A 17346-nucleotide genomic window follows, 5' to 3' on the forward strand; every position below is an offset into this window, starting at 1 on the left:
TGATCGCTATATAGAGGGGCAGAGTGCCGGAAGCGTTTCGTCTTGCCAAACCCGGAAAATCTATACCGGGAAGGCGGCTTTTTTCCTTTGAACCGGGAAAATTGGATGATATAGAGACGCGCGCTTTCGAGGGCAGTTCAAGATCTGAGACGAATTTGGTGCGTTCTTAAAGAATGCGCTTCGGTTCAGAAGCGGATATGGCGAAATTGGTAGACGCACCAGATTTAGGTTCTGGCGGGAGACCGTGGGGGTTCGAGTCCCTCTATCCGCACCAACTGCCATAAGGCCAAAGAATTTCTCTCCCGCGTCTTGAGGCAAAATGCCGGAAACGGCGGGACAATGACAAGAAGTGAAGGTTTGAACATGCAGGTTACCGAAACGCTCAATGAAGGGCTGAAGCGCGAGATTAAAGTCGTGGTTCCGGCCGGAGATCTCGAAGCCAAGCTCGTTGAGCGGCTCGATACCGCGCGCGGTCGCGCCAAGATCAATGGTTTCCGTCCGGGCAAGGTGCCTGCCGGTCACCTGCGCAAGATGTATGGCCGTTCGTTCATGGCCGAGATCGTCAACGAAATCCTGAGCGATTCGTCGCGTTCGGTTCTCGCAGACCGTAACGAAAAGTCGGCCACCCAGCCTGAAGTCATCATGTCGGAAGACGAAAAAGAAGCCGAAAAGGTTCTCGACGGCAAGGCCGATTTCGTTTTCTCGCTGAACTACGAAGTTCTGCCGGCAATCGAAGTCAAGGATTTCTCCAAGATCGCCGTGACCCGTGAAGTCGTCGACATCACCGATGAGGAAGTCGATGAGCAGGTCAAGCGTATCGCTTCGTCGACCCGCACTTTTGAGACCAAGAAGGGCAAGGCCGAAAACGAAGATCGCGTCACGATCGACTATCTCGGTAAGCTCGATGGCGAGCCGTTTGACGGCGGCGCCGACAACGACGCACAGCTGGTTCTCGGTTCGGGTCAGTTCATTCCGGGCTTCGAAGAACAGCTTGTTGGCGTCAAGGCTGGCGACGAAAAGGTCATCAACGTGACTTTCCCGGCTGAATACGGCGCAGCGCATCTCGCAGGCAAGGAAGCCACCTTCGACATCAAGGTCAAGGAAGTTGCCAAGCCGAACGAACTCGAACTCAACGACGAAACTGCGACGAAGCTCGGCATCGAGTCGCTGGAGCGTCTGCGTCAGGTTGTTCGCGAACAGATCGAAAGCCAGTACGGCCAGATCACCCGCCAGAAGGTAAAGCGCCAGATTCTCGACGCTCTGGACGGCGATTATCAGTTCGAAACCCCGCAGAAGCTGGTTGACGCTGAATTCAACAACATCTGGCAGCAGATCAACTTCGACCTGCAGCAGGCTGGCCGCACCTTCGAAGACGAAGAAACCACGGAAGAAGCTGCTCGCGAAGAATACCGCAAGCTCGCTGAACGCCGCGTTCGTCTCGGCCTCGTTCTCTCCGAAATCGGTGAGAAGGCTGGCGTAGAAGTGTCGGAAGAAGAACTGCAGCGCGCCGTTTATGACCAGGTTCGTCGCTATCCGGGCCAGGAAAAGGAAATCTACGACTTCCTGCGCAAGACGCCGGATGCCGTGGCTAACCTCCGCGCCCCGATCTTCGAAGAAAAGGTCGTCGATCATCTGCTCGCCAACATCAACGTGACCGACAAGAAGGTCTCGAAGGAAGAGCTGACGGCTGAAGACGAAGACGGTTCGGAAGCAAAGCCTGCAAAGAAGGCTGCACCGAAGAAGAAGGCCGCTCCTAAGAAGAAGGCCGACGAAGACAAGTCCGAAGAGGCTTAATCTTTTCTATCTAGCGAATTTGGAACTGGCCGCGCATTGCGCGGCCTTTTCCGTTTCAACCCACGGATAAACGGCTGAAAAGCTTGCATCCATGGGGGCTTTGCTCTAGCCAGTAATCAATCCGTTTTTAGCTCAATCAGAATATTTGCGAGCCAGCATGTCCCTTATTGATACGCGCATACCGGAACCGAAACGCTTCATCTCCGGCGCCACCGGCGACTGGGAAGTCGTCATCGGCATGGAAGTCCATGCGCAGGTCACGTCCGAGTCGAAGCTGTTCTCCGGCGCTTCCACGTCGTTTGGTGCCGATCCGAACGCCAATGTGTCTCTGGTGGATGCCGCCATGCCGGGCATGCTGCCGGTCATCAATCTGGAATGCGTCAAGCAGGCCGTCCGCACGGGCATCGGTCTCAATGCCCAGATCAATCTGAAGTCGGTGTTTGACCGCAAGAACTACTTCTATCCCGATCTGCCGCAGGGCTATCAGATTTCGCAGTTCAAGCAGCCGATTGTCGGCGAGGGCAAGATCATGATTTCGGTCGGCCCCGACAATAAGGGCCAGTTCGAAGATGTGGAGATCGGCATCGAGCGCCTGCATCTGGAACAGGACGCGGGCAAGTCGATGCACGACCAGCATCCGACCATGTCCTATGTCGATCTGAACCGCTCTGGCGTGGCGCTGATGGAAATCGTCTCCAAGCCGGACCTGCGCTCGTCGGATGAAGCACGCGCCTACCTCACCAAGCTGCGCACGATTGTCCGCTATCTCGGCACCTGCGACGGCAATATGGACGAAGGCTCCATGCGCGCCGACGTCAATGTTTCCGTGCGTCGTCCGGGTGGCGAGTTCGGCACACGTTGCGAAATCAAGAACGTCAACTCGATCCGCTTCGTTGGTCAGGCCATCGAATATGAGGCCCGCCGTCAGATCGCCATTCTGGAAGATGGCGGTTCGATTGATCAGGAAACGCGCCTGTTTGATCCCGTGAAGGGCGAAACCCGTTCGATGCGCTCCAAGGAAGAAGCGCACGACTACCGCTATTTCCCAGACCCGGATCTGCTGCCGCTCGAATTTGATCAGGCCTTTGTCGATGCGCTGGCTGCCGAACTGCCGGAACTGCCGGATGAAAAGAAGCAGCGTCTGGTCGAAAAGCAGGGCATTTCGATCTACGACGCCTCTATTCTGGTCACGGAAAAGGCGATTGCCGACTATTACGAATCTGTCGCTGCCGGTCGCGATGGCAAGGCTGCGGCCAACTGGGTCATCAACGATCTGCTCGGCGCGCTCAACAAGGCGGGCAAGAGCATCGAGGAATCACCGGTCAGCCCGGAACAGCTCGGCGCGGTGATCGATCTCATCAAGGACGGCACGATTTCCGGCAAGATCGCCAAGGATCTGTTCGAAATCGTCTGGAACGAAGGCGGAGACCCGAAGAAGCTCGTTGAAGAACGCGGCATGAAGCAGGTCACCGACACCGGCGCCATCGAAAAGGCTGTTGACGATATCATTGCGGCCAACCCGGACAAGGTCGAACAGGCCAAGGCCAAGCCGACGCTGGCCGGCTGGTTTGTGGGACAGGTCATGAGGGCGACGGGCGGCAAGGCCAACCCACAGGCTGTTAATGATCTGGTTAAGGCCAAGCTCGGGATCGAGGAGTAATGTGGGTTCGAAGCGCCACCGAGGCCGATCTGAAGGCAGTGCACGAACTGCTGGTTTCGACCTGGCACGCGACTTTCGACGACATTCTGGGCCGGGAGATGGTCAACGCCGTCACCGGCCAGTGGCACAGTGTTGCCGCGCTGAAAGCCAATCTGCGCAAGCCTTATTCGGAATTCATCGTCGCCGATAACGGCGAGGGTGGCATTGATGGTATGGCCTTCGCCAGCCAGTCCGAGGAAGGCAAGGTATCGCTGCACCAGCTTTATGTGCGCCCCGACGTGCAGGTTCAGGGCGTCGGCACGATGCTGCTTGCGGAAATCGAAATGGCTTTCCCGGATGTGCGCACGATCAAGCTCGAAGTCATCGAGAAGAATGCCAAGGCGGTGAGGTTCTACGAACGCAAGGGCTATGTCACGGTCGGGCGCAACGAAGATTGGGGCGATCCGAATTGCAAGGAACCCGTTCTGGTCATGGAAAAGTCGCTCGAGGGCTGGAGCGTGTGACGCTCTTCATACTCTTGTGACAGCGGCAACTTGACCCTTGCCTTGATCGGACGATAGGGCCATAAGCAAGAATAAAGCGGCAGTTTCGGCTGTCTGCGAGATGATGGATCTGGAAAAGGCCATGATGAAATTTCTTACGCAAGTCTTCACCTGGTGGAATGGCCAGACGCTCGGCACCCGCCTTCATACGTGGCGCAAGGGCGAGCGCGTCGGTGAGGACGAGTTCGGCAATATCTACTATCAGGGTGGCAAGGACTCCGAAGGTCGCACGCGCCGCTGGGTCATTTTCAATGGCTATGCGGAAGCGAGTGCAATTCCTGCGGGCTGGCACGGCTGGATGCATCATCGTGTCGATACGCCGCCAAGCAAGGAAGACTACAAGCCGCGCGACTGGCAGAAGCCGCATTTGCAGAACCTGACCGGCTCCCCGCTCGCCTATCGTCCCAAGGGCTCGATTGCGCGTCCGGGTACGGAACCGGCCGAGCGTCCACGTGTGACGGGCGAATATGACGCCTGGACGCCGGGTAATTAAGACTGACAAAGTTTACGATCCGGCGTGATTTTCACGCCGGATTTTCTTATTTGCCGTCGCCTTGCTTGTTTTTTCACTTAAAAAGCCGGGATAGACAGGCGACGAGGGTGTGATCGTGGCATTGCAACTTGCAGCAGAGCAACGAATCGTCACATTTCATGCCTAGGAATTATTCCAGTTTATTCGACAAACTTTGATGCGGGTTTCCGTTTTGACGAAGCATTCCCCCGGCACGGCTGGCAACGGAAAGAACAGAATCAAGAAGGCTGCATATGTGGCCCTGATTTCGCTTTTTACCGCTGTTGGCAGCTTGCACGCTGCTCAGGCAGAACGCATTTCCAATCCGGTCGCGGAGTTTTCGGGGCTGGATAAGATTACAGGCCGCATTACGACTTTTGACGTCTATATCAATGAGACGGTTCAATTCGGCGCGCTTCAGGTGACGCCGAAGGTTTGCTATTCCCGCACCGAAAATGAAGCGCCGCGCACCGACAGTTTTGTCGAGGTTGAGGAAATTACGCTGGATCGCAAAATACGCCGTATCTTCACCGGCTGGATGTTCGCAGACAGTCCCGGTCTCAACGCCGTTGAGCATCCGATCTATGACGTTTGGCTGAAAGACTGCAAGCAGAAGTCCGACGTTCCGGCACCGGCGGCAAAGCAGAACTGATCAAACCACCTTCCGACAGTTAGAAAAGGGCAATACCTTCGAGGGCTTGCTCGAGAATTTTCTCGTATTTCTTGCGGGGAACTTCGATTGCACCGAACCGCTCTAGATGCGGCGTGGTGAATTGGGTATCGAGCAACAGAAAACCCTGCTTGACCAGATGTTGCACCAGATAAGCAAGGCAGACCTTTGAAGCGTCACGCTTGCGTGTGAACATGCTCTCACCGAAAAATGCCCTCCCGAGCGTCACGCCATAAAGGCCGCCGACCAGCTTGCCCTCGTGCCATGCCTCGACTGTGTGGCAATGTCCGATTTCGAATAATTTGCCATAGGCTTCGCGGATTGGACCGTTGATCCATGTGCGCGCACGTTCGCCGACCCCGCTGGCGCATCCATCTATGACGCCCTCGAAATCGCTATCCAGCCTGATATCGAAAATGCCCTGCCGAATGGTCTTTTGCAGGCTGCGGGGGATGTGGAAACCATCCAGCGGAATAACACCGCGTTTTTCAGGGCGTACCCAGAAGACCTCTGGATCATCCGCCTCTTCGGCCATCGGGAAAACCCCGGTGGCGTAAGCGCGCAGGAGCAATTCCGGTTCGATTATATAGTCGTCCGGTTTTGCTCCTGCAGTCACTTATTTAAGCGCCTTCGTTCTCAGACTGGCTGGCCAGATATTTTTCCAGCCAGTGGATATCATAGGCACCATTGGCGATGTCCTGATTTCCGATCAGCTCCTGGAACAGGGGCAGGGTCGTCTTGACGCCATCCACCACGAATTCGTCCAGCGCACGACGCAGACGCATCATGCATTCGACGCGGTTGCGTCCGTGCACGATGAGCTTGCCGATGAGGCTGTCGTAATAAGGCGGAATGCGATAGCCGGAATAAACGCCGGAATCCACGCGGATGCCGAGGCCACCAGGCGTATGGTAGTGGGTGATGAGACCCGGCGATGGCGTGAAGGTGCGCGGGTCTTCGGCATTGATGCGGCATTCAATGGCATGGCCAGAGAAACGCACATCTTTCTGCTTCACCGAAAGGCCGAGACCCGCAGCGACACGAATCTGCTCATGCACAAGATCGATGCCGGTGATGGCTTCCGTGACCGGATGCTCCACCTGCAGGCGGGTGTTCATTTCGATGAAATAGAACTCGCCGTTTTCATAGAGGAACTCGATCGTGCCCGCACCGCGATAGCCAAGCTCGGCAACAGCGTTGGCGCAGATCATGCCGATCTTGTCGCGCGCTTCCGAATTAAGAGCCGGAGAGTTGGCTTCTTCCCAGACCTTCTGGTGACGGCGCTGCAAGGAGCAGTCGCGTTCACCCAGATGGATCGCGTTGCCCGCACCATCGCCCATGACCTGAACTTCGATGTGACGCGGCTTTTCGAGATATTTCTCGATATAGACGGCATCGTCACCGAAAGCGGCAGCAGCTTCTGAGCGAGCGGTTGCGAGCGCAACCGACAGGTCTTCCTCGGTACGCGCCACTTTCATGCCGCGACCGCCACCACCGGCCGAAGCCTTGATGATGACCGGGAAGCCGATTTCCTTGGCCACGCGGGCAGCTTCAACATCGTCGGTGATGCCGCCATCGGAACCAGGAACGACCGGAATGCCAAGGCGCTTGGCTGTGCGCTTGGCTTCGATCTTGTCGCCCATGATGCGGATATGCGAGGCGGTGGGGCCGATGAAGGTGATGTTGTGTGCTTCGAGAATTTCCGCAAACTTTGCGTTTTCGGACAGGAAGCCGTAGCCCGGATGGATCGCATCGGCGCCGGTGATCTCGCAAGCAGCAACGATCTGATGAATGTTCAGATAGCTGTCGCGCGAGGGCGGCGGTCCGATACAAACACTTTCATCCGCCAGACGGACATGCATCGCGTCGGCATCTGCCGTGGAGTGAACGGCGACCGTCTTGATGCCCAGTTCCTTACAGGCTCTGAGCACGCGAAGAGCGATTTCGCCACGATTGGCTATGAGGATCTTTTGAAACATGCGCTTGCTGCCAGTTCCCGTTTCGTGAAGTGAAGACACGTCAAACAATGGTTGTGCGACGCTTATTCGATCACGACGAGCGGTTCGCCGAATTCAACCGGCTGGGCGTCATCAATCAAAATGGCCTTGACCGTCCCGGCGCGCGGGGCGGGGATCTGGTTCATGGTCTTCATGGCTTCGATGATGAGGAGGGTCTGGCCTTCCTTCACCTGTGTGCCGACTTCGATAAAGTTGCGGGCGCCCGGTGCCGGAGCGAGATAGGCGGTGCCAACCATCGGCGAAGGAACGGCATTCTTTGCCAGTTCAGCCTTGGTCGGCTCGGCGGCTGCCGGAGCGGCGGCAGGCGCTGCAACAGCAGCCGGTGCTGCGGCCGGATAAACGGTCGCTGCGGCTTGAACCGTTACATTGCGCGAAACGCGGATGCGCAGATCGCCATGTTCGATTTCGATATCCGTGAGGTCGGTATCGTTGAGGATATCCGCCAGATCGCGGATGGTTTCTTTGTCGATGACAGTGTTTTTGCTGGACATATCAGGCCCCTTTTACGCTTTGCCCGTTGTGTTCTTGTTCTTTGGCAATTGCCGCGAGCGCGCGTAGGCCGAGCAGATACCCTTCCGCGCCAAAGCCGCAAATGACGCCTTTGGCGACTGCGGATACATAAGAGTGGTGCCGGAAGGCCTCACGCGTATGAATGTTCGAAAGATGCACTTCCACAACCGTGACCTTTGCAGAGCGGATCGCGTCGTGAATGGCAATTGAAGTGTGGCTGTAGGCCGCCGGATTGATCAGGACATAGGCGTCTTTCTTGCCCGCTTCCTGAATCCAAGTGACCAGATCGCCTTCATAATTGGATTGGCGGAAATCAACGTCAAGATCGAGAGAACCGGATTCGCGCTTGCAAGCCTCTTCAATGTCGGCCAGCGTCGCAACGCCATAAATCCCCGGTTCACGCTTTCCCAGAAGATTGAGATTGGGACCGTTTAGAACAAAAACCGTCTTTGCCATTGTGTCCGCGCCAAATCCTTTGCAACCGATATCGTGTTACCACGAAAATTTAGTAACACTTCGCTTTCCATATAGAGAGCTTGGATGCAAGCCGAAACCCTATAATTCAGTGCAGATGTCCTGCCTGACCGGTTTTTCCCGCTATTCTTTGCGAGATGCACCGGCATTGCGGCATATTTGCTTTAATCGCCGGTTATCACCGAGTTTTGATAAGTCTGTGCCCGAAACGCCTGTCAGGGAAAAGCGTATCGGGCACAGGTGTCAGTTTTACTTCTTGGCGGCGGTACGTGCTGCGGCGATTCTCTCCACCAGACCATCGACACCGATGGCGCCCGGCACCAGCTCGCTGCCGATGATATAGGACGGCGTGCCGGTGATGTTGAGCTGCGTTGCCAATTGATAGGTATCCTGGAAAGCGCCGGTGATCGCCGGGTCTTTCATCTTTTCGCGCAGTGCGGTTTCATCGGCGCCAAGTTTGACGGCATCGGCAATCGCAGATGCCTCGGTCGCGCGCTCCTGTGCGCCCAGCAATACGCCGTGGAATTCAGCATATTTTTCCGGCATCAGCGCCTTGAAGGCCTGCGCAACAATATGCGCCTTCACCGAATCTGGGCCGAGGATCGGGAATTCCTTCATGACGAAACGAACATTCGGATCGTTTTTCAGGATGGCCTGCATGTCGGGCAGGGCGCGCTTGCAATAGCCGCAATTGTAATCGAAGAACTCATAGACGGTTACGTCGCCGTTCGGATTGCCAAAAACTGCGTCATGCTCGGGGTGGTAAAGTGCGCTCTGGTTGGCAGCCAGCACCTTCTTGACCTGCTCCTGCGCGTCATGCGCCTGCTTGGTTTCGAGCGCGGTCTGCACTTCCAGCATCAGTTCTGGGTTCTTGAGAAGATAGTTGCGCACCACATTTTCAATGGCTTGCTGGTTAAGCGGTGCTTCAGCTGTTACTGCCGCTGCTGCTGGGGCGACGGGCGCAGCCGAATGGCGCGACAGACCCGCACCATAGCCAAGAGCCAGCGCTGCCAGACCGACAATGCCGCTTGCCAGCGTGATGGAAACTGCGTTCTTCATCTTCAAATTCCAATCCGTTTAAAAATACGCCCTGCCAGGAGGACTATGTCGGGCGTTATTTGCTTTTCTTCGTATTGATAATGTCCTGCGCACGCAACCAGTCCGGCGAGCCGGATTTCAGCTGCTTCTGTGCGCGGATTGCGAATATTTGGGCATCCTGAAGTTTGCCCGCATAGAAGTTCATGTCGGCGGTTGCGAGGTCTGCAAGGCCCATATTGCCCTGCTGGCCATAGGCCTGCGCGAGATATCCATAGCCGCCCGGAAACTCGGGATCGGAAGCAATGCCCGCTTTGATCTCCTTGATCGCGGTTGGCATGTTCGCCTTTGTGCCCGTCAGCATGAGTGCCCGTCCGTAGCTCATGCGCAGCAGCGGAGACTTGCGTGGGTCGAGCGATACGGCGGTCTGGAAAGCCTTTGCTGCGCCGGCGGCATCATTCGCCTTGATGAGAACTTCGCCGCGCATTTCAAAGAAATAAGGGTTCTTCGGCTGTTCCTTGATCAGCGCGTCGAATTTGGGCTGGGCGGAACGCGCAGCACCGTTCAGATAGGTGGTGATGGCGCTGCCATAGCGCGCCGGAAGCCCGCCGGGATTGCTGCGAAACATGCGTTGCAGCGCGCCCATATTGCCCGAATAAGCGGCAATCTTGGCGCGTGCCATGTCGTGACGCAATTGAAGTGCGGGCGAATCCGTCTTGTTGAAGTTTGGGCTCTTCTTGGCCAGTTCTTCCAGATTGGCGATACGTTCACGCGGAAGCGGGTGGCTGATGCGATATTGATCGATCTGCGTGCCTGACAGGGAGAGGGCGGAGGCAAAACGCTGGAACGTGTCCAGCATTCCCTTGGACGACTGCCCGGTCGCATTGAGATAATTGACTGCCATACGGTCGGCGGTCATTTCCTCGGTACGCTGATAGCTGAGCAGGCTGCGCATTGCCGCCTCGGCGCTGCCAAGCGCGATGCCGCCGCCTGCACCGGCTGCAGACCCGCTGCCTGCTGCTGCGCCTGCAACGCCTGCGCCCACGCCGAGCAACATGCCGATCACCGCCATGGTCCGCGCGCGGCTCAACTGTTCCCGCAGGCGATCCTGATGCCCGCCCGCCAGATGGCCCGCCTCATGCGCGATCACGCCGATGATTTCATTGGGCGTATCGGCCTGCATGATCGCGCCGGTATTGATGAAAATGCGCCGCCCATCGACAAAGGCGTTGAAACTCGGCGAATTGACGAGGATGACGCGCACGCCACGGCTGGAAAGACCAGCGGCCTTCAGGATCGGCGCGGCATAATCTGAAACCAGTGCTTCGATTTCCGCGTCGCGCACGATCGGTACACCACGCGACTGGGCGGATGCAGGCATAACTCCCGTCACCGCCACGGCAAGTGCTGAAAGTGCGGCCACAGAACGGCGGACAAATCGTCCAAAGGATAAGGTTCCAGTCGGGAACGGCGCGATCAATGCTGCCATAATGCTCGTCGTCCTCCTCGTCATTTCATGCGAATCTCGCATCGGTTCATTCATCGTATCGGGAAACAAGTTCCGGTTCAGGACCTTATAGCCGTCTCAGCGCTTTTTAAACGATATCTCGACAAGGCAGCATGATCTTAAAAGTCGGATATCGGGCGTGCAATCTCTGCCGACTTTGATATCCGGTCAATTCCGATATTGTTGCCATCAATCTGTAGACCCCAAAGCGCGTTATGACTGCGCTACCGGTGTCGTTTACAAGCATTCATCCAAGACAATGTACCCAATTTCCTAAAAGCGCTGTTGCTTTAGCAATCCGGCGTTTATACGGCGGTGATGTTGTGTTGTGTCCGTGCGGCGGCTCCAGCGGAGCGCCTGCAATGTTCTGGAGGTAAAGTTGATCAGTCTTTCTAGCCGCAGCGCGGTTGAGCCATTCCACGCCATGGATGTTCTGGCCGAAGCCAACCGCCGCCGCGCGGCAGGTCATCCGATCATTTCGATGGCGGTTGGCCAGCCCGCAGATCCGGCACCGCAAATCGTGCGGCAGGCCGCCGAACAGGCGTTGAAAGACGGGCGCATCGGCTATACCGACGCGCTGGGGCTGGTTGAACTGCGTGAAGCGATTGCCACGCATTATGCCGATCATTACGGCGTTTCCGTTTCGGCAGATCGAATAGCGGTTACGACCGGCTCTTCGGCGGCCTTCAATCTGGCTTTTGTCGTCTATTTCGATCCAGGCGACCGGGTGGCGATCACGCGCCCGGGCTATCCGGCTTACCGCAATATTCTGACAGCGCTTGGGCTGGAAGTGGTGGAAATCCCAACCGGCAATGGCTCATCGGCGGCGCTGACTGCCGAGGCTTTGGCGGCTGCGCACGCCGAAAAGCCGTTGAAGGGCGTATTATTTGCAAGCCCGGCCAATCCAACAGGCGCAGTCATTGCCAAGCCTGAACTGAGGGCGATCATCGATACGGCCCGTTCGCTTGGCATTCGCGTGATTTCGGACGAAATTTATCACCGGCTTTCCTATGAAACCGACGATGTGACGGCGCTTGAAATCGCCGACGATGTCACGATCATCAATTCGTTCTCGAAATATTACTGCATGACGGGTTGGCGTATCGGCTGGATGGTTCTGCCGGAGGGCGATGTTCGCGCCATCGAACGGCTGAGCCAAAGCCTTTATATTTCCGCGCCAGAGCTTTCGCAGCGCGCGGCCATCGAGGCTTTCCACGCCACTGCCGAACTGGAGCGCATCAAGGATCGCTATCGCCAGAACCGCGCCATCCTGCTGGAACACCTGCCGCAAATGGGGCTGAAACTCGCGGCACCGATGGACGGTGCATTCTACGCTTATTGCGACGTTTCACGCTTCACCAATGACAGCATGGAATTTGCGCGCAAGATGATTGCCGAGATCAACATCGCCGCAACGCCGGGCCGCGATTTCGATCCGCTGGATGGCCACCGTACCATGCGCTTTTCCTATGCTGGAAAAGTCGAGGAAATGCAGGAAGCGGTTCGCCGCCTGGAAGATTGGCTTCCGCAACAGTCAGCCTGAAACCAAAGATGCAAAAAAACCGGCGTTTCCGCCGGTTTTTTTTATTTCTGATGTTCGGGCAGAGCTTAAAAGAAACCCTTCTTCTGCCACCAGCCGCCACGCTTCGGCTTCTGTTCGTCACTCTCGCTCGATGTGACGACAGGCTCAACATTCTTGGCCGGTTCTTCGATCACAGCCACTTCGGTTTCGACTTCAACAGCTTCGGCAGCGCCTTCTTCAACCTCTACCGGCTTGGCAGCTGCTTTGCGGGTGCGGCGCTTCGGCTTATCAGCTTCCACGGCTTCAGGCGCTTCTACGGCTTCCGGTGCGGCGTCGTCGGCCTTCTTGCGAGACCGGGTCTTCCGGGCTGGCTTGACAGGGGCTTCTTCGACTTCTGCAGCAACCACCTCATCTGCGGCTTCCTCAGTCTTTGCAGACTTGCGGGCACGCGGCTTGCGGGCAGCCTTGGCTGGCTTTTCGGCTTCAGCCGGCGCTTCGGCAGCTTCCGTTGCAACAGCAACCGCTTCCACAACCTCAACAATTTCGGCCTTGGCAGCGACGACTTCGGCTGCAGCAGCTTCAATAGCGGCCTCGGCCTTTACCGGCAGAACAGGCGTGTAGCCGACAAACTCCGGATCAGGAACCTTGCGACCGCGCACCTCGTCTTCACGACGATTCTTGCGTCCACCGCGACGGCCACGACGGCGCTTCTTACGGCGATCATCGTCGCTCAAAGCGGCATCCGACCGCGGTTCAGAAGCTTCATCGCCTTCATCCGCATCGTCTTCGGCATCTTCGGTGGCAGCATTGTCCTGAGCGGTCTGTTCGCGGTTGTCGCGATCCTTGCCGCCACGACGGCGACGACGGCGACGACGCTTGCGGTCGCCTTCCTCGCTGCGCTCTTCCCGAGCCGGCGCTTCGGCCTTGACGTCTTCTTCTTCCTCGTCTTCCTCGACCGGAATTTCAGGATCTTCGATGTCGTCTTCGATATAGGCCATCGGCTGGACAGGAGGCTGTGTCACCGGACGGGTGGACGGCGCGCCCTTGTCGATCGCAAAATGCTGGTGACCGACGCTTTCATCGGCGTCGATGCTGATGGCGACGCCAAAGCGGCCTTCCAGATCGGCCAGCAACTGGCGCTTGTGGTTCAGCACATAAAGCGCCGAAGCCGCTGGCGTGCGAACATTGATGTCAAAGCCCGAATGACGCAGCAGATAATCTTCAATGCCGCGAATGATATGCAGCGCCATCGACGAGTCCGAGCGGACATGGCCGGTGCCGCCGCAATGCTGGCAAACCTGCATCGTGCTTTCCAGCACCGATGCGCGAATGCGCTGGCGCGACATTTCCAGAAGGCCGAAATGCGAGATGCGACCAACCTGAATGCGGGCGCGGTCGTCCTTCAGGCAGTCCTTCATCTTCTTTTCGACAGCGCGATTGTTGCGCTTTTCTTCCATGTCGATGAAGTCGACGACGATCAGGCCGGCAAGGTCGCGCAGGCGCAGCTGGCGCGCCACTTCTTCGGCTGCTTCCAGATTGGTCTGGAGCGCGGTGTCTTCGATGGAATGTTCGCGCGTCGAGCGACCGGAGTTGACGTCGATGGCAACCAGCGCTTCAGTCTGGTTGATGATCAGGTAACCACCCGATTTCAGCGTCACCTGCGGCAGCAGCATGCGGTCGAGCTGGGCTTCGACGCCATTGCGTGTGAAGATCGGCACCTGTTCGCGATAGGGCTGGACCACCTTGGCATGGCTCGGCATGAGCATGCGCATAAAGTCCTTGGCCTCGCGATAGCCGTTCTCGCCGGAAACGAGGATTTCCGTGATGTCCTTGTTATAAAGGTCGCGGATCGAGCGTTTGATCAGGCTGCCTTCTTCGTAGACGAGGGACGGCGCCGTCGACTGCAAGGTCAGCGTACGGACATTTTCCCAAAGGCGCATCAGATATTCGTAGTCGCGCTTGACTTCCGCCTTGGTGCGATTGGCGCCAGCGGTACGCAGGATCACGCCCATGCCCTGCGGCACTTCGAGTTCCTTGACGATTTCCTTCAGTCGCTTGCGATCCTGCGGTTGGGTGATCTTGCGGGAAATGCCGCCCCCACGCGCGGTGTTCGGCATCAGCACCGAATAACGACCGGCCAGCGACAGATAGGTCGTGAGAGCAGCGCCCTTGTTGCCGCGCTCTTCCTTGACCACCTGCACCAGCAGAATCTGGCGGCGCTTGATGACTTCCTGAATGTTGTACTGGCGGCGATGGGTGCGGGTATGCGTCGGCAGTTCTTCCAGCGCATCTTCCGAACCGACCGATTCGACCATGTCTTCTTCATGCTCGACATCGTCTTCGTCGCCATTGTCGATGGCTTCCGAAATCACGTCGCCCTTATGCGACAGGGCGCTTGCAGGTGTGCCAGGCACATAATTCGCAAAACCGGGACCGACGGGCTCGGCTGCGGGCAGGCCGTTATCCGATGCGCTGGCCTGTCCCTTGTTCTGGTTGTCGCGTCCACCGCGGCGGCGATTGCGACGCGAGCGGTCATTCGACCGTTCACCCGAACGCTCGCCAGAGCGTTCGCTCTTGGCGCGCGGCTCGTCATCATCGTCGTCTTCGGCGCGCTGCGCCTTGGCTTCCGCTTCAAGCAGCGCCAAACGATCCGCGACCGGAATCTGGTAATAATCGGGATGGATTTCCGAGAAGGCGAGGAAACCGTGACGGTTGCCGCCATATTCCACAAATGCAGCCTGAAGCGAAGGTTCGACGCGCGTGACCCGCGCGAGGTAGATATTGCCTTTCAGCTGCTTCTTGTGTTCCGACTCGAAGTCGAATTCTTCAATCTTGTTACCGCGCGTAACAATGACGCGGGTTTCCTCCGGGTGGGAGGCATCGATGAGCATTTTGTTGGACATTAGTGTCTTTCCTACCGGCGCGAAGACGCAAAACACGTGCGCCGGAGGAAGCCCTGAAGGCTGCCGACCTAACCGTATTGCATCTGCCGGATGGTTCTGGGTTCGCCGGAACATAAGCTGCTGCCTTTACGCGCGACGGCCACGTGGCGATCACGGTCTTTAGGCTTGCGATGGTCAGTCTTACTAGACCCATAGCTGTTCCGAACGAAACGACCTCAATATATGACCCGGAGACCGGGCCGATTTCATTGCTCTTCTCGAGCGTTAAAGCGCCGTGCGTCTAACTGGACGCACAAGGACACCTTAAATTCTCAAATCCACGCACCGTTCTATCCTGAAGCCGGACCCGGCTTTAAGTTCGATGCGGTGGCGACAGCGCGTAACAATGCGCAATCGACCAATCAAAAGTGGAGGGCGGGGGAGCCACATCTCCACTGAATTCTGTTCCGGCCACCGGGACTGTGAGCGTATAAACCACTGTTCTCGCTCTCGTTCTCTCCGGTCATATTCGAAAACCGGCAAACGATTCTGACAGCTAACCCGTAACCTGCATTAGCTTTTATGGCGTCGGATGCATGATGACAAGTACGAATATCAGTTGACATTCGCATCGCAATTTCGTCGTAACCCGAATGTAGGTCATATTCGCGGCTCAATTGCGGCTGGAAATCCTTCGTTAACCGTAGTTCTGTACGACAGTTTCATGAGTTGCGTGCAGCGGGTCGGGTGGACAGTTGCGCATTGAGGCGCACATAAAAGCGCGGGCATCGCTATTCGGTGTCACCAATTCAATATTATTCGATCGTGATGGCGAATGCATTTTCGAAACGGTGAAAAAGCAACGACAATCTCTGCAACTGTGCGGCAATGGCTGGCGCTTGCGGTCTTTCTCTTTGTGGGGCTCTTTCAGGTGGGCGCCGCTCTGGCCGCCGATCAGTCCGGACAGCCGCTGACGGCGCTCACTTTTCGCATGGCAGGCGATGATCTGCGCACCCGCATCGTCGTGATGTTCGACCGCGAGCCGGAACTGACGACGCGCCTTTTCGACAATCCCCATCGTCTGGTGATCGAGTTGCCCGAAACCCGTTTCGGGTTCGACGAAAAGAGCCTTGAAGCCAGAGGTCTGGTTTCCAATGTTCGTTACGGACTGGCGGGGAAGGGGCGTTCGCGCCTTATCCTGACCTTGCGTGGCCCCTTCAAGGTGGAAAATCTGCGCGTTTTGAAAAATGAAAGCGCGTCGGGTTATCGTCTTGTGGCGGATATGGTCGCAACGTCCGACCGGGAATTCACTGCACAACTGCAAGGGCGTTCGGAAATCACGAGTTCGACCGAGCGCAAGGCTGCGCTTTCTGCTCAATCAACCAAGATCGAGACCCGACCGTTTACGGTGATGATCGATCCGGGCCATGGCGGCATCGATAGCGGTGCTGAAAGCCTGAGCGGTATCAAGGAAAAAGACCTGACGCTCGCCTTCGGTGTCGAATTGCGCGACCGTCTTGCGCAGGAAAAGAACATTCAGGTTCTGATGACACGGGACGACGATACTTATCTTCGCTTGTCCGAACGCGTCCGCATCGCCCGCCAGCATGAGGCCGATCTGTTCATCTCCATCCATGCTGATACGATCAATCAGCAGGATATTCGCGGCGCGACGGTCTATACGATTTCCGACAAGGCGTCGGATGCGGTAGCGCGCGCCATGGCGGAACGTGAAAACAAATCCGACAATCTGGGAGGCACCGCGCCGGAAGAAGTGCCGGAAGTTGCCGATATCCTGCTCGATCTGACGCGCCGCGAGACCCATAGCTTCTCGCTGAGCTTTGCGGAAAAGGTGATCGCACAATTGCAGGGGCAGGTTAATCTCATCAACAATCCGCACCGTTTTGCCGGATTTCAGGTGCTGCGCGCCCCGGACGTGCCTTCTGTATTGATCGAAATCGGCTATCTGTCGAATGCAGAAGACGAAAAACTCATAAGCAACCCGGAATGGCGGAAAAAACTTGCTGACCGACTTGCTTTGGCAATCAAGTCGTTCGAAACGTTACGGCGCCCGGCAATCGTAACAAAAGGTTGAGCACCAGCACGACGATGCATGCATGCAACAGTTTGTCGTATTTTTATTCCGGGACCGAGCCTAAAGATGTTAATTCTGTTAAAACGCATAAACGATCTTGCGTTTGACGCATTTGATGGTCACTAA

At 56.8% G+C, this 17346-nt stretch carries 14 protein-coding genes, 1 tRNA gene and 1 pseudogene; 9 read left to right on the forward strand and 7 right to left on the reverse strand.

Going from position 1 to position 17346, the window contains the following annotated elements; genetic code table 11:
• Positions 1-191 precede the first annotated feature (191 nt).
• The 6 genes from D8666_RS01680 (at position 192) to D8666_RS01705 (ending at position 5159) form a co-directional block, all read left to right on the forward strand.
• Positions 192-274, forward strand: a tRNA-Leu gene (locus D8666_RS01680).
• A gap of 89 nt (positions 275-363) precedes the next feature.
• On the forward strand, positions 364-1794 hold the full coding sequence (gene tig, locus D8666_RS01685) for a trigger factor (RefSeq protein WP_268967053.1): 1431 nt from the start codon (positions 364-366) through the stop codon (positions 1792-1794).
• A 157-nt stretch (positions 1795-1951) separates the two neighbouring features.
• Entirely contained in the window at positions 1952-3454 is a 1503-nt protein-coding gene (gene gatB, locus D8666_RS01690; RefSeq protein WP_121536000.1) for an Asp-tRNA(Asn)/Glu-tRNA(Gln) amidotransferase subunit GatB, read from the forward strand.
• A complete protein-coding gene (locus D8666_RS01695) occupies positions 3454-3957 on the forward strand; it encodes a GNAT family N-acetyltransferase (RefSeq protein ID WP_121536003.1) in 504 nt (167 codons plus the stop codon). The genes gatB and D8666_RS01695 overlap by 1 nt, the downstream gene beginning before the upstream one ends.
• 121 nt (positions 3958-4078) lie before the next feature.
• Positions 4079-4489, forward strand: a complete 411-nt coding sequence (locus D8666_RS01700; protein ID WP_167836027.1) for an NADH:ubiquinone oxidoreductase subunit NDUFA12 — start codon at positions 4079-4081, stop codon at positions 4487-4489.
• A 196-nt stretch (positions 4490-4685) separates the two neighbouring features.
• On the forward strand, positions 4686-5159 hold the full coding sequence (locus D8666_RS01705; RefSeq protein WP_109368878.1) for a DUF2155 domain-containing protein: 474 nt from the start codon (positions 4686-4688) through the stop codon (positions 5157-5159).
• Positions 5160-5178: 19 nt separating this feature from the next.
• Here the strand turns inward: D8666_RS01705 and aat are convergent, their stop codons facing one another.
• From aat to D8666_RS01735, 6 genes are all read right to left on the reverse strand, one after another.
• Positions 5179-5748, reverse strand: a complete 570-nt coding sequence (gene aat, locus D8666_RS01710; RefSeq protein ID WP_109370214.1) for a leucyl/phenylalanyl-tRNA--protein transferase — start codon at positions 5746-5748, stop codon at positions 5179-5181.
• A gap of 49 nt (positions 5749-5797) precedes the next feature.
• Positions 5798-7156 (reverse strand): acetyl-CoA carboxylase biotin carboxylase subunit, encoded by a 1359-nt coding sequence (gene accC, locus D8666_RS01715; protein ID WP_121536006.1) that lies wholly within the window; start codon positions 7154-7156, stop codon positions 5798-5800.
• 62 nt (positions 7157-7218) lie between these two features.
• Entirely contained in the window at positions 7219-7686 is a 468-nt protein-coding gene (accB, locus tag D8666_RS01720) for an acetyl-CoA carboxylase biotin carboxyl carrier protein (protein WP_121536009.1), read from the reverse strand.
• Between the two features lies 1 nt (position 7687).
• Positions 7688-8161: a type II 3-dehydroquinate dehydratase gene (gene aroQ, locus D8666_RS01725; protein WP_121536012.1), complete on the reverse strand. Its 474-nt coding sequence runs from the start codon at positions 8159-8161 to the stop codon at positions 7688-7690.
• Positions 8162-8428: 267 nt separating this feature from the next.
• Positions 8429-9238 (reverse strand): DsbA family protein, encoded by an 810-nt coding sequence (locus D8666_RS01730; protein ID WP_121536015.1) that lies wholly within the window; start codon positions 9236-9238, stop codon positions 8429-8431.
• Positions 9239-9293: 55 nt separating this feature from the next.
• Positions 9294-10703, reverse strand: coding sequence for a M48 family metalloprotease (locus D8666_RS01735; RefSeq protein ID WP_121536018.1), 1410 nt, complete (start codon positions 10701-10703; stop codon positions 9294-9296).
• Between the two features lie 397 nt (positions 10704-11100).
• Here D8666_RS01735 and D8666_RS01740 point away from each other — a divergent pair, with 397 nt between their 5' ends.
• Positions 11101-12264 carry a pyridoxal phosphate-dependent aminotransferase gene (locus D8666_RS01740; RefSeq protein WP_121536021.1) on the forward strand — a complete coding sequence of 388 codons (1164 nt, stop codon included), beginning with the start codon at positions 11101-11103 and terminating at the stop codon, positions 12262-12264.
• A gap of 65 nt (positions 12265-12329) precedes the next feature.
• On the opposite strand, the gene D8666_RS01745 is transcribed toward D8666_RS01740, so the two are convergent.
• A complete protein-coding gene (locus D8666_RS01745; protein WP_121536024.1) occupies positions 12330-15146 on the reverse strand; it encodes an Rne/Rng family ribonuclease in 2817 nt (938 codons plus the stop codon).
• A 2-nt stretch (positions 15147-15148) separates the two neighbouring features.
• Between D8666_RS01745 and D8666_RS01750 the strand changes: the two are divergent.
• A pseudogene (locus D8666_RS01750) lies at positions 15149-15328 on the forward strand (hypothetical protein); the annotation flags it as partial.
• Between the two features lie 632 nt (positions 15329-15960).
• The gene (locus D8666_RS01755; RefSeq protein WP_121536027.1) at positions 15961-17220 is read left to right on the forward strand and encodes an N-acetylmuramoyl-L-alanine amidase; all 1260 of its coding nucleotides are present in this window, start codon (positions 15961-15963) and stop codon (positions 17218-17220) included.
• Positions 17221-17346 lie beyond the last annotated feature (126 nt).

The sequence above is a fragment of the Ochrobactrum soli genome, from assembly GCF_003664555.1.
In the GTDB taxonomy this organism is placed as follows: Bacteria; Pseudomonadota; Alphaproteobacteria; order Rhizobiales; family Rhizobiaceae; genus Brucella; species Brucella teleogrylli.

Bases quoted from the DNA above. Each gene is read 5' to 3' on its own strand.
- D8666_RS01745 (WP_121536024.1), bottom strand. From the start codon at position 15,146: ATGTCCAACAAAATGCTCATCGATGCCTCCCACCCGGAGGAAACCCGC.
- aroQ (WP_121536012.1), bottom strand. From the start codon at position 8,161: ATGGCAAAGACGGTTTTTGTTCTAAACGGTCCCAATCTCAATCTTCTG.
- gatB (WP_121536000.1), top strand. From the start codon at position 1,952: ATGTCCCTTATTGATACGCGCATACCGGAACCGAAACGCTTCATCTCC.
- accC (WP_121536006.1), bottom strand. From the start codon at position 7,156: ATGTTTCAAAAGATCCTCATAGCCAATCGTGGCGAAATCGCTCTTCGC.
- accB (WP_121536009.1), bottom strand. From the start codon at position 7,686: ATGTCCAGCAAAAACACTGTCATCGACAAAGAAACCATCCGCGATCTG.
- D8666_RS01695 (WP_121536003.1), top strand. From the start codon at position 3,454: ATGTGGGTTCGAAGCGCCACCGAGGCCGATCTGAAGGCAGTGCACGAA.
- tig (WP_268967053.1), top strand. From the start codon at position 364: ATGCAGGTTACCGAAACGCTCAATGAAGGGCTGAAGCGCGAGATTAAA.
- D8666_RS01735 (WP_121536018.1), bottom strand. From the start codon at position 10,703: ATGGCAGCATTGATCGCGCCGTTCCCGACTGGAACCTTATCCTTTGGA.
- D8666_RS01700 (WP_167836027.1), top strand. From the start codon at position 4,079: ATGATGAAATTTCTTACGCAAGTCTTCACCTGGTGGAATGGCCAGACG.
- D8666_RS01705 (WP_109368878.1), top strand. From the start codon at position 4,686: ATGCGGGTTTCCGTTTTGACGAAGCATTCCCCCGGCACGGCTGGCAAC.
- D8666_RS01730 (WP_121536015.1), bottom strand. From the start codon at position 9,238: ATGAAGAACGCAGTTTCCATCACGCTGGCAAGCGGCATTGTCGGTCTG.
- D8666_RS01755 (WP_121536027.1), top strand. From the start codon at position 15,961: ATGCATTTTCGAAACGGTGAAAAAGCAACGACAATCTCTGCAACTGTG.